8 protein-coding genes are annotated in these 13,182 nt (G+C 58.2%); 4 read left to right on the top strand and 4 right to left on the bottom strand.

Annotated features, from left to right (window positions below; translation table 11 throughout):
- Window positions 1–144: 144 nt before the first annotated feature.
- The 4 genes from Q4P21_RS05335 to abaF form a co-directional block, all read right to left on the bottom strand.
- Entirely contained in the window at window positions 145–1,050 is a 906-nt protein-coding gene (locus tag Q4P21_RS05335) for a dihydrodipicolinate synthase family protein (RefSeq protein WP_303387778.1), read from the bottom strand.
- Between the two features lie 131 nt (window positions 1,051–1,181).
- Window positions 1,182–2,657 (bottom strand): sodium:alanine symporter family protein, encoded by a 1,476-nt coding sequence (locus Q4P21_RS05330; RefSeq protein WP_303387777.1) that lies wholly within the window; start codon window positions 2,655–2,657, stop codon window positions 1,182–1,184.
- An 878-nt stretch (window positions 2,658–3,535) separates the two neighbouring features.
- A complete protein-coding gene (locus tag Q4P21_RS05325) occupies window positions 3,536–3,781 on the bottom strand; it encodes a hypothetical protein (protein ID WP_303387776.1) in 246 nt (81 codons plus the stop codon).
- A gap of 447 nt (window positions 3,782–4,228) precedes the next feature.
- Window positions 4,229–5,599 carry a fosfomycin efflux MFS transporter AbaF gene (gene abaF / locus Q4P21_RS05320; RefSeq protein WP_303387775.1) on the bottom strand — a complete coding sequence of 457 codons (1,371 nt, stop codon included), beginning with the start codon at window positions 5,597–5,599 and terminating at the stop codon, window positions 4,229–4,231.
- A 421-nt stretch (window positions 5,600–6,020) separates the two neighbouring features.
- Here abaF and Q4P21_RS05315 point away from each other — a divergent pair, with 421 nt between their 5' ends.
- From Q4P21_RS05315 to Q4P21_RS05300, 4 genes are all read left to right on the top strand, one after another.
- On the top strand, window positions 6,021–6,614 hold the full coding sequence (locus tag Q4P21_RS05315; RefSeq protein ID WP_303387774.1) for a recombinase family protein: 594 nt from the start codon (window positions 6,021–6,023) through the stop codon (window positions 6,612–6,614).
- A gap of 143 nt (window positions 6,615–6,757) precedes the next feature.
- Window positions 6,758–7,075, top strand: a complete 318-nt coding sequence (locus Q4P21_RS05310; protein WP_303387773.1) for a hypothetical protein — start codon at window positions 6,758–6,760, stop codon at window positions 7,073–7,075.
- A 248-nt stretch (window positions 7,076–7,323) separates the two neighbouring features.
- Window positions 7,324–12,261, top strand: coding sequence for a helicase-related protein (locus Q4P21_RS05305; RefSeq protein WP_303387772.1), 4,938 nt, complete (start codon window positions 7,324–7,326; stop codon window positions 12,259–12,261).
- Entirely contained in the window at window positions 12,248–12,391 is a 144-nt protein-coding gene (locus Q4P21_RS05300) for a hypothetical protein (protein WP_303387771.1), read from the top strand. The genes Q4P21_RS05305 and Q4P21_RS05300 overlap by 14 nt, the downstream gene beginning before the upstream one ends.
- The last annotated feature ends 791 nt before the right edge of the window (window positions 12,392–13,182 follow it).

Below are 13,182 nucleotides of genomic sequence, written 5' to 3'. Positions count from 1 at the left end.
TGGCCTGGGGTGTGGGAATCCCCGGCGGGAAAAATCGTGGTGGGGCGCTTGTGCAAGCTCTATCATATTTCGTTTTTGATCTTATAGTGGGGTGGGCCGGCCGCCAAGTCTCGGCGGCCGGCCAACAATGGTGCAATTTTGAGGTTACTTGTAGCCCTTGGCTACTGCAGCTTCGGTGTCGGCGACGACGGCTGCGTGAACCGCCGGGGTCAACGGGTTGCGCGGCGGACGGCAAATGCCGCCATTGAGTCCGACGACGTCCATCGAGAGCTTGATTGACTGGACGAACTCGGTCTTGGTGTCCCAGCGCAGCAGCGAGTGCAGGTCGCGGTAGATTTCGCGGGCACGCTCCATGTCGGCAAGGTTGCCGGAGGTGGCCAGGCGGTACAGCTCCACGGTTGCATGCGGGATGGCGTTCGGGTAACCGGCAACCCATCCAACAGCGCCGGCAAGGCCCATTTCCAGCACAGTGTCATCCGTGCCGATGAGGATGTCCATGCCCGGCGCCAATTCCTTGATTTCGTAGGCACGGCGCGGGTCCCCGGTGAATTCCTTGATACCGACGATCAGGCCTTCGTTGTACAGGCGGGCGATCAGCGCCGGAGTCAGGTCGACCTTCGTATCGATCGGGTTGTTGTAGGCAACAACCGGCAGGCCAGCGGAGGCTGCAAGACGGAAGTGCTCCACAACCTCGTCGTCGGAGGCACGGTAGGTGTTCGGCGGCAGGCACATGATGGCGTGCGCGCCGGCATCCTTGGCCTGCTGTGCCCACTTCTGCGTCTGCAGTCCACCATATGCGCCAACGCCGGCCATAACGGTGAATCCCTCGGGGGCTGCGGCCACTGCGGTCTCGATGACCTTGGCACGCTCTTCATCGGAAAGGGTCTGGTACTCACCGAGCGAACCGTTCGGCGCGATGCCGTCGCAGCCACTGCTGGCCAGGAAGCGCACGTGATCGGCAAATGCTTCGTAATCAACCGAGTAGTCTTCCTTGAACTGCAATGCAGATGCAACGAGGACTCCGTGCCAAGGCTTCTTAGTGGTGCTCATTTCGTGTTCCTTTCGTAGGGGGACAATCGTTGTTTTCAAAGTTATAGGTGACACTTTCGACTCCATGTCGTACATCACACTCAAATAGTACCATGTGACATTGTACCGATGGAAGTTCTGAAGAAAACTTCTTATTTTCTGGACCGTTCCGCGGCCAAAATTGCCTGCTTTTCGGCGATTGCCTGGGCTTCCTCGACCCAGAAATCGGCTCCCTTAATACCCAACGCCAGCGGATTGAAGATGGGGTCAAGCCCGTTTTTACGCTGCTTTTCATAGTCGCGGATGACCTTGTAAACCACCGAGGAGAGCGCCAGCAGGCAGAGCATATTGATCCAACCCAAGGTTCCGTATCCGATGTCGCCGATGGCCCACATCGCGTCGGCGCTGATGATGGCGCCGAAGAAGGTGATGACAAGCATCCCAATCTTCAAAGTCCAGTCCATGACCGGGTTGTCATCGCGTCCGCTCAGGTAGACCAGGTTGGTCTTGGCGATGTAGAAGAATGCGACAAGCGTGGTGAAGGCGAAAAAGAAGAGCGCCACGGCGACGAAGCCCGGGCCCACGCCGGGCAAAACCGTACTGATGGCCTGCTGGGTATACGCGGCACCGGCCTTGAGGCCGGGTACGCCCTCAACAAGAACAGCGCCGTCGGGCGCCGTCACGTTGTAGGAACCAGTCATAATGATCATCAGGCCGGTGGCGAAGCAAACAACCACGGTGTCGATGTAAATGGAGAAGGCCTGGACGAGACCCTGCTTCGCGGGGTGGGACACGGATGCCGCAGCGGCGCCATAGGTCCCCTCCCCCACGCCAGCGACGTTGGAAAACACTGCGCGTCGAACACCCCAAGCGACCGCGGCGCCCACGATGCCGCCGAAGACCTGGTGGGTGCCGAAAGCGGAGGACAGGATCATGCTCAGCGTCGGGATGATCTGTTCGTAGTTCACGGCAACGATCGCCAGCGCGGCAATGATGTAGCCCACGGCCATGACGGGGACCATCAGCTGGGCAGCACCGACAATGCGTTTGGTTCCGCCCACAATGACAAACGACATGAGTGCGGTGATGCCAATAGCACTCACCAACGGCGGCACATTGAACGCGGTCTCAACGCTGGAGGCGATGTTGTTTGACTGCACGCCCGGGAACACGAAACCGTAGCCGACCATGGCAATTAGCGAAACCACCACAGCCAGCCACTTGAGCTTCAGCCCATATTCGATGTAGAACGGCATGCCACCGCGGTGCTCGCCGTTGATACGGCGCTTGAACACCTGTGCCAAGGTGGACTCAGCAAAGGAGCTTGCGGAGCCAAGCAGGGCACAAAGCACCATCCAGAACAGAGCGCCGGGGCCGCCGGCAGCGATTGCAGTGGCCACCCCGGCGATGTTTCCCACACCCACGCGGCTGGCGAGCGTCAACAGCAGCGCCTGGATCGGAGAGATGCCGTCCGAGCTGTTCTTCTTGCTCAGGATCTGCCGGATCATATCCGGGAATCGGCGGAACTGGACCCATCCGGTCAGTACCGTGAAAAATAATCCTACAGCCAGGGCGAAATACGCCATGGGGTTCCAGATCGCGTCGTTGATGGCGCCAAGCATGTCCATAAACTTTCCTTACGTCTTTTCGGATATGAAGCCAACGCCCCACGCAGGGAAACAAAATTCCCCTGCGGCGACCTGGTCAGGCATTCCGGCAGTTACCGAGTTCAGCAGAATCGATCGCACCCACATCGCTGCGCCCATCCCTCGTGCACCAATTCAGGAACCTTTCCAGGCGCCCCAACCGGCCTTTGAGCCATCCAGCAGAAGAACCAGCTGTGCTCTACGTCACCAGACTGTACAATGGTACATGTCACATTTTCATTGAGCAACCATTCACTGATATTGATGTAAGCCTCCGTGACGAGACCAATTCCCTGCTCCAATCCCCCTGCCAGAAACGGATTTTGAAGTAAAACCGGGCACTCTGGGAACCACGTAAACACGCAGCGTCCTGTCCGTGGAGGTCTTTCCACACGCCAGACTCCCACCTCCCACCGGGGAGGTCATACTCTCGAAGCAACACGTTGGTTGACAAGAGGAGTTGCTGGCGGGGCATAGGCGATTGTCGTTTTCGGATCGGGCAGATATCTCTGTGGGAATCCGCGCTGGCAAGACGAATCGGTAGATCCTGGCTGAACTCGCCCGGAACCACACGATCATTTGGCGTGAGTGTGGACAGAACTCGCTGAAGGCCCACGGGTATCGACCGGTGAGTGCTGACTGTGCTGCTGAGCGTCGGCGCAGACGTCCACAAACCCGGAAGATGGAGATATATACGATCCTTGCTGCACCGGTGAAGACCGATCTGGCGCGGTCCAGGACACCACGGCAGATCGTAAGATCGTGTGCGTTTGGAAGCGACGGACCCCGGTGTTGAGACCATGACCAAATCACCCGACGCCCAGGGCCGGACCGTACCCACGAGTCCATCTACCGTTGAATCACGCCTTGCGCAACGGCGAGTTGGCGAAGGCCTGGATCCTGCTGCAGTCCAAGCGCACGAAGCGTAAATCGGTGATGAGCGCAACGGCGGCCAGATCCTCGGGATGGTCAGCATCGATGCCCGGCCCCAGGAAACAGCAGATCGACGTGTTCCTGGCGCGTGCAAAGGGGATTTGGTGGTCGGTAAGGGCGGCAAGAGCGCTATCGCGACCCTGGTCGAAAGGAACCGTGGGTTCTTGGAGCACGCTGGGCCTGACAGAAGGCAAGAAAGCTGCCGGACTCGTCGATGTCCTCATCGATCGGGTCAATGACCTGACGGCACTGATGCATGGCTCCCTGACGTGGGATCAGGGCACGGGGAAAGTCCGTAGCCACCCCCAACTGACCGTGGCTACGGACCTGCCTATGTACTTCGCGCACCTTCACTCACCATGGGAAAGAGCATCGAACGAGAACACGAACGGGCTAATCCGTGAGTACCTCCTCAGGGCGTCGAGCTCACCAGTCACCAACTCTATTGAGACTCCATCGCCGAGGAACTCAACGACCGCCCCGCGCCTTCCTGGGATTCCTCACACCAAGAGGAGTATTCACCCAGATACTCAACGACAATGGTGCTAAGGCGGCTTGACACCGCCCTTCTGTATGGGACTTGGAATTACTTCAACAGTGCACTGTCATATTGCATAATATTAATTTATTCCGGTACGGGCGGCGGATTCGGCATCAACCTCACGCAGGGACTTGCCCCGCGTTTCCTTCGTCAAGCTGACTGCCACGATGGAAATCACCGATGCCGCCACCAGGTACAAGGCGATCGGGACGGAGGAGTTGAAGTTCTTCAAGAGAGTCAAAGCGATCAGCGGTGCCAGCGAACCGGCCAGCAGGGGCGCAAATTGGTAGCACAGAGACAAGGCCGTATACCGCACACGTGTGGGGAACATTTCGGCCATGAGTGCCGAATACGGTGCGTAGGTCATGGACTCGATAGCGAGGCCCAGGGCAATGGCTGTCATGATGATCCAGTCATTGCCGGTGTCCATCATGGGGAAGCCCACAAATCCCCAAAACGCCGTCAGTACGGCCCCCACCAGATAGACGGGCTTACGTCCCACAATGTCGGAGAGGTAGCCCATGAGTGGAATCATGAAGAAATGTAGGGCGTGTGCACCGAACATCAGCAGCAGAATGCGGCTGGTGTCGACCTCCACAACCAACTTCAAGTAAGTGATGGAGAACGTGACGACGATGTAATATAGGATATTCTCGGCGAAACGGGCGCCAATGCCCACCAACACCGAACGCCAGTGGTGACGCAATACTTCGATGACACCAAGCTGAGTCTTCTCGTCGCTGGCCTGGGCAGCCTGTGCTTCCTTGAAGATGGGAGCGTCGTCAACTTTGGTGCGAATCCAGTAACCAATCAAGACCACGACGGCGGAGAACCAGAACGCAACACGCCAACCCCACGCGAGGAATTCCGATTCCGGCAACATGTTGGACAGTGCAAGCAACACCAGCGTGGCCACAAGATTTCCTGCAGGCACGCCAGCTTGGGGCCAGCTGGCCCAGAAACCGCGGCGGTTGTCCGGGCTGTGTTCGCTGACCAAAATGATGGCCCCTCCCCACTCCCCGCCAAAGGCAAAGCCCTGGACCAGTCGCAGGAAAACCAGCATCCCCGGCGCCCAGTAGCCAACCTGGTCAAAGGTGGGCAAGCACCCCATCAAGAAGGTGGTGATACCAACGGCCACCAAGCTCAGCTGGAGCAGTTGCTTGCGACCCAGCTTGTCGCCAAAGTGTCCAAATACGAGCCCGCCCAACGGGCGTGCGGCAAATCCAACAGCATACAGCGCGAAGGCGGCAATGATGCCATCCACCGGGTTGCCCGTCTGCTTGAAAAAGAGTGTTCCAAATACCAGGGCTGAGGCCGTTCCATACAAAAAGAACTCGTACCATTCGGCAACGGTGCCAGCCATGGCAGCGGCAACAACACGCTTGAGTCCTGCGGGTGTCCCCCCAGGCGCCGGTGACGACCTGGGGGTGGTTTCATTTTTGAGGGACATGCAATTCAACTCCAATACGAACAACAGAAGGGACAATTTTTTCATCATGTGATGCGTGACACAAATAGTATCATGTGACATTGCACCGCGTCTCTCCCGGTACCGGGTCCGTTCGACCTGGTGTCACTGCGCAATTACTCACAAGTCACAGTGGGTGTTAGTCGCCTGCGTTGGAACCAGGCCTCGTTCTGACACAAATGAAGTCTCGCGTTTTGTGGAGTTTGGCGTTCCCACAAAGGGACACTCCGACACTGTGCAGACGGGTACTGAAATTTGTGGAGCCGAAAATGACATACGCGTGGCCGGTTCTTCATTGCTTTTAATTGTCATAACTCAACTTCGTTATCTACTGGTAGTGTTGCGGTATGGAGAACTGTCAAAACTTTCGGGCCCTCCGTTTTTGGTGGGTGGAAGGAGAACCATGAACTTGGTGGGTTACGCGAGGGTGAGCACGACGGCGCAGTCTCTTGATGTGCAGACGGATGCCCTGGAGAAAGCGGGGGCGATCAAGGTTTTTAGTGACCATGCTTCGGGCGCCACGATGGAACGGCCCGGCTGGGTGGACTGCTTGGAGTACTTGCAGTCTGGGACCGTCTTGTTGGTCAATGACTTGAGCCGGCTTGGTCGTAGCTCAGGGGACCTCGCCGCCATCGTGGCCCTGCTCGCGGAGCAGGGAGTGGGGTTGCGTTCCTTGAACGAGCCGTTCTTGGATACGTCCGCCTCTCACGGGGTGGTGATTTTCCAGATTTTCTCGGCCCTGACTGAGTACGAAAGAAACAGGTTGCGGGAGCGGACCCTGGTGGGGTTGCAAGCGGGGAAGGCGAGGGGCCGTGTGGGTGGCCGGCCAACGAAGATGACCCTTGATAAGGCAGCCACAGCACACGATATGAGAGCCAAGAAGCGCAGCATTAAGGACATCGCCGCGACCATTGGTCTCAGTGAGTCAACGGTGGTGCGCGAGCTTGCCCGCGAACGCAAACCACTGCGTGAGGAAGGCTTAAAGAAGAAGGAATAATACCCAATGCGGGGGCACGCTATTACGGTGGTACGAGAGTATCCAGCGAATAGGGGAACCTAGCGTGGCGAAGAAGTCGAAGTATGTAATGGATGGCCAGATGAGCTTGGACTCGTTGTGGTCGGAGCCGGAGGAGCAGCGCAATGAACACGCACGGGCAACACGCCATGGAAACTATGAAGAACCACGACCCGGAGACATTCAGCCAGATCCCGAATCCCGAGGACTACTTTTCGACCTTGGGCAAACAGATACAGGAACAGATCGAAGAGTTGATGCCTCAGTTGCTTCCTCCCCGGACTTCGGACCAGGACACACTGGAAGTTTTGGGAGGGATCAACATGGCACGGTTCAGGGCACGGGAGATGGTGTATCAAGAGATGATTTACAGCTCGATTCCCCCAGAGCCGGAGATCATGGAGGACAACCCACAGCCGGACCCGGACGAGTACGAGGACTAGAGCCAGAACCGGCACCAGCAGCTGCACAGCAGCCCTCGCAGAGCAGATCGCCACTTGTTCAGGCTCCACAGGAACTAGGGCCGTCATTCCGCCCATCGAGCCAAGATGATCTGGCCCCATCGGGCCAGAAGTCCCGGTTCGCGGCGAACTATGAGGCCATCCGCATTGTCCGCCTGCTTGAAGCAGAGCAACGGCCCGCCACGACGGCAGAGCAGCGCAGCTTGGCGAAGTGGTCAAGCTGGGGAGCTGTGCCACAGCTTTTCGACAAAGCTGACTGGGCCACTGAGCGCGCCAAGCTTCAAGAAGTCCTGACAGAGAAGGAATACAACGCAGCCTCACGCACCACCATCAATGCCCACTACACGGACGCCGCCATCGTCCAGCAAATGTGGCGGGCGATAGAGGACTTGGGCTTCACCAGCGGAGACGTGCTGGAGCCCGGGTCGGGATCAGGAACATTCATCGGCATGGCCCCGGCAGGGGCGTCCATGACCGGTGTGGAACTAGACCCGCTGACGGCCTCCATCTCCCAGGCACTGTATCCACACGCAACGATCCGCAACGAGTCGTTCGCGGACACGCCCATCCAGCGCAACAGCTTCGATCTGGCCGTGGGCAACGTCCCCTTCGGCACGACGTCACTTCACGACCCGTCCTTTAATGCTGGCAAGCACTCGATGCACAACCACTTCATCATCAAGTCCCTTGAAGCGGTCAAGCCCGGAGGCTACGTCGCCGTGCTGTCTTCGAGCTTCACCTTGGATGCGGCGAACCCCTCAGCCCGACGCGAGATGAGCGCCCTGGCTGACCTCGTGGGAGCAGTAAGACTCCCCACGGCAGCCCACCGCCGAGCAGCCGGAACCGACGCCCTCACTGACGTTCTGCTGTTTCGCAAGCGCGAATCAGGGCGGGAACCGGCCAACACGGAATGGGAAACCGTGGGGCCAAAGATCGTTGATGGAACAAACATCAAGATCAACAACTACTACGACACCCACCCGCAAAACGTTCTCGGTACGATCACCGTGGGCACAGGCATGTATGGCCCAGGAACAGTGACCGTCAAAGCCGAGGGCGAACTATCGGAAGTCCCCACACTCTTAGGGACACGGCTGCAAAACATCACCCAAGACGCTCTGGAACAAGACAGGGCATTTGAGCCCATCCAACAAGCCCTGGCTGTCCAGCCTGCCGCGTTGCTCAGCACAGGCAACGCCGTGTGGGATGGCACGATTCGCGCTGAACGTGATGGCACGTTCACCATTGCCGAGAACAACAGCTACGTGCCTTTCGACTTCCCGAAGAAGCACGCTCCGGAACTGCGTCAACTACTGGGACTGCGTGACGGTGCACGTGCTCTGATTGAGATGGAAGCAGCCGATCAGGAAGACACTCCTGCCCTGGCGGAAAAGCGCAAGGCACTAGGAAAAGCCTATGCCGTCTACGTTGACAAGTACGGGCCAGTCAACCGCTACACGCTCAGAGAGAGAAGCAATAAAGACACTGGGGAACCAACCTTTTCCAGATCTACTCCTACAGCGGTGCAGAAACTTCAAGCCAACGATCCATTTGGTGGGCTTCCCGCTGCGTTGGAGCGCTTCCAAGACGAAACACAACAGGCTTCACCCGGTGGGCTCCTGCAGGAACGGCAGGTACTGGTCCGCAAACCCGTCCGTGGCGCGGAGACCATTGATGAAGCCTTGGCCATTTGCCTAGACACCTATGGTGCCCCGGACCTGGACACCATTGCCGATCTTGTCGGCAGCACCCCGGAAGAAGCCCGAACGCAGCTGGGCACACTCGTCTTCGACGATCCCAGCAGCAACACGCTCCTGACAGCGCCTGAGTATCTTTCCGGCAACGTGCGTATCAAGTTGGAGGAAGCACGCGAAGCCGCGAGCAAGGATCCGCGCTGGAACACCAACGTGGAGTCACTGGAAAGGGTGCAACCCACCCCGGTCGGCATGGACGATGTTGAAGCCCGTCTGGGGGCGGTGTGGGTCAGCCCCGACCATCACCAAGCATTCGTGCGGGAAATCCTCAATGACCCCTCCGCCACAGTGACGGGTGTGGGCAGCGGCATCTGGAGAGTCAAGGCCAACAGGGGAACACTGAAGGCGACTAGCGAGTGGGGCACCAGCCGACGGCCGGCCCCTGACTTACTGCAAGCCATTCTGGAACAAAAGACGATCCAGGTCGAAGACAAAGACGACGATGGCAAGCTTGTGGCCAACATGGAGGAAACCGAAGCGGCCGTTGAGGCAGCAAGCCAGCTTCAGGAGCGTTTTGCCGAGTGGGTGTGGGAGGACCCCGCCCGCGCCAACGAGCTTATTGCCGAGTACAACAAACGGTTTAACTCCATTGCTCTGCGCGATTACACCAATGAAGGACAGCGGTTGACCCTGCCGGGGCTGGCCGTCTCCTTCGAACCGCACCAGCACCAGCGCACCGCTGTGGCCCGCATCATCTCCGAACCGGCAGTGGGCCTCTTCCACGAAGTAGGGGCAGGCAAGACCGCCGAAATGGTCATGGGAGCTACGGAACTCAAACGTCTGGGCATGGTGAACAAACCACTCATCGTCGTTCCTGGGCACATGCTCGAACAATTCACCCGTGAATGGCTAGAGCTCTACCCGCAAGCTGTTCTGCTCTCGGCGGCCACTGATGACCTCAGCACCAAGGCGAACAACGTCAACCGCAGGCAACAATTCGTTGCCCGGGCGGCAATGAATGACTGGGATGGCATCATCATGACCCAGACAGCCTTCCAAAGCATCGGTGTCCGCCCGGAAACCATTGAGGCATATCAGGACACGCTCATCAGTGATGTGCGGCAAACGATCACCAATGCCTTGGAAGCCGGCGAGGACCGGACGACAGTGAAGAAGCTGGAAACAAAACTGCAGGCCGAAGAAGAGCGCATGAAGAAGCTGATGGGCGCAGCCCCGGACCCGGGACTGTGCTTTGAGGACATGGGCGTGGACTACCTCTTCGTGGACGAAGCCCACGACTTCAAGAACCTACGCACCGTCACCAATATCAAAGGCGCAGCAATTGATGGTTCTGAACGAGCCACCGATATGCACCTGAAGTTGGAATACTTGCGCTCCACCCATGGTGAACGAGTCGGCACCATGGCCACCGGAACGCCGATTGCCAACTCCCTCACCGAAGCACACGTAGTGCAAAGATTCCTGCGCCCCGATCTGCTCCAAGCAGCCGGGGTGGAGAACTTCGACGTCTGGGGGGCAACTTTCGGTGAAACCGTGACCGCCATCGAAATGGACGCCGGGGGCCGGCTAAAGAACAAGGCACGGTTCGCCAAGTTCAAGAACGTCCCGGAAATGCTGCGCACCTTCCACGTCTTTGCCGATGTGAAACTGGCCGAAGACCTCGACCTCGACACCCCGGCCCTGGCACCACGTGAGGGCGACGGGGCACGACAGCCCGAACTGGTGCTGCTCCCCCGTCCTGCCGAGCTGGGCAAGTACATGGAAGTGTTGGGGGAACGGCTCGACAGCCTCAGCGGCTGGTCCCAAAAAGGTGAAGACAATGCACTGACCATTTACGGTGACGGGCGCAAAGCAGCTCTGGATATGCGCATGGTCGGCATCGAACCGACCTCGACGACCAAGCTTGACCTGGTGACGGACAAGATCCTCAAAGTATGGGAGGCCAACCGGGAAAACCAGTACACAATCAACGACAAGTCCGAGGTCATCTCCGAGCGGCGCGGAGCACTGCAATTGGTGTTCTGCGACGAAGGAACACCCTCGGATAAAAAGGGCCCGGACGGCAAACCCGTCTGGACGCCCTACCAACAAATCAAAGACCAACTCGTTACAGGCGGCATCCAGCCCGAGCAAGTCCAGTTCGTCCACGACTACCCCAATGCCGCCCAAAAAGCGGCACTGTTCGAAAAATGCCGCAACGGTGAAGTAGCCGTCGTGCTTGGATCCACGAAGAAGATGGGCACCGGCACCAACATCCAGCTGCGCGCCAAGGCGCTGCACCACGTCACCTGCCCCTGGCGGCCAGCCGACCTGACCCAGCGCGACGGGCGGATCATCCGTCAAGGCAACGGGAACGCCGAGATCAACATCTACCAGTACGCCACCGTCGGCAGCCAAGACAGTGCCGCATGGGACGGCATTCAGCGCAAAGCCACCATGATCAACCAAGTCCTGCGCGGAAGCCTGGACGTGCGCGAGATTGAAGACGTCGGGGACCAGGCGCTGAACGCGGCACAGATCAAAGCACTCACCAGCGGGAACCCCCTGCTGATCGAGAAGATTGAAGCCGACGCCGCCCGCACCAGATTTGAACGACTCAAACGCAGCCACGAACGAACCCACACCAACGTTCGATGGGCCAAGTCGAACGCTTTGACATCCATTGAGACGGCCCAGCGGAAGCTGCCCGCCGTGATGGCAGCCATCCCTGCCGTAACCCCCACCAGTGGGGACGCCTTCACGATGCGCTTTGACAGCGGCGCCATGGACAAGCGCACCGAGGCCCTGGCAGCGATAGTCCAATGGACGAAAGAGCACACCCCCGACTACGGCAACTATGGCTTCACACCCAAGGACTACGGCACCATGGCCACCCTTGGCGGCCATGAACTCCTCGTGTCCAACGCTTACCACCAATCACGACTGGGTCAATACCAAGACCTACTCATCGAAGTCAAAGGAGTACCTGACACAGGCCTTGTCCTGGCCCGCAGGGAAATCATGGAAGGAGGAGCCGGGATCATCACCCGGTTGGAAAACCGGGTCGCCTCCATCCCCGACATTGCCCAGAAACTCCAAGCCACGATAGCCAACCAGCAACTGGCCCTGATCGAGGCCGAGGAACAACTCACCCGGCCTTTCAAATACGAGAACGAGCTGGCACAAGCCCGAGAAACCAGTAAAGACCTCGACGCGAAACTCAAAGCCTCACTCGAACCAAAGAAAGAGCCCAAAGAGGCCCCGGAGGCCGGCCCTCAACAGCCCCCAACAGACGAGGAACGAATGCTGGCTAAAGCGATGGAAGCAAAAGCCTTCGCCCAGAGTCAATACGGTTCACCACGCCCGCAGCCGGCCACAGCCGGACAGCGAGACCGCACACCACCATCCACCACCAAGACCAACGGCCCGACCAAAGCACCGCAACGTCCAGCACCAGAACGTGGCACTTGGTAACCCTAAACAAGAGGCTAAGGCTCTGGACGCCGAACAGGTGCAAGGCACAGCACGCAACGCCGTAAGCGTAGTGGTGGCCCACTTGGACGCAGCACGGCAAGTGCTGGCACTGCTGGAGACGGGGGACTAACGGCAGAAACAGCAATGGCCGGTGAACCATCCGCGCTTAAGAGGGAGGGTTACCGGCCACGCTGTTAGGGCTACTTGCCGAGGATCAGGGTGGAAGCAACCATCCAACCGAGGATGATCACCTGCACCCAAAAGCCCCACTTGTCCCAACGAATCGTCGGCTCCATAGTGAGCTCCCTTCCATGAGGGAGCCAGCCACAAAACACTGATGAAATAAGTCCGCGAACATGGAAACCCACAGAGGTAAAAATGTGGGAACCCGCGAACATGGAAACCCACAAACCAAAAAATTAGCGTGTGGGAACTTTTTTCAACTAAACTGTTGTCATGACACAACAGGGTTAGTCTCGTGACTAGCTCATATTTGACTGTAAGTAGTGCAGAAGGACCGGCTGGCACCGGTCCTTCTTGCTGTAACAAACAGGTACTACCGACCCTGTTTTCCGAAGCTCAGCACATCGCGGAGCATGTCTTCATACGGGGTCAAAATAGTTACCGCTCCAGTCTACCGAATCTTTATCGGGAACTGCATAAAATAGACGCGAGAGATCCGGCTCAGGTTTGGCTCGAACGTCAGGGTTTATTGCCTATAACTTCCGCCCAAAGAGGCGTCTGAACAGCGGGATGGGCTTAGACCCGTCCCTTGGTGTGACCGGGGAAATCTGGTCGATGACCTCCCCAAGTTCAGGTGTGTTCACTGCTGGCCCAGGTTCAACAATAGCCAGCGGCTGTTTGGGGCGTCCAACATACGCAAAGCTATTTCCTGCACATGGATGATCCGCTCACGCTCAG

The sequence above is a fragment of the Arthrobacter sp. genome (assembly GCF_030540645.1).
GTDB lineage: Bacteria > Actinomycetota > Actinomycetes > Actinomycetales > Micrococcaceae > Specibacter.
The sequence above is the reverse complement of the archived record's forward strand: the minus strand, read 5'-3'. Positions and strand labels throughout refer to the sequence as shown.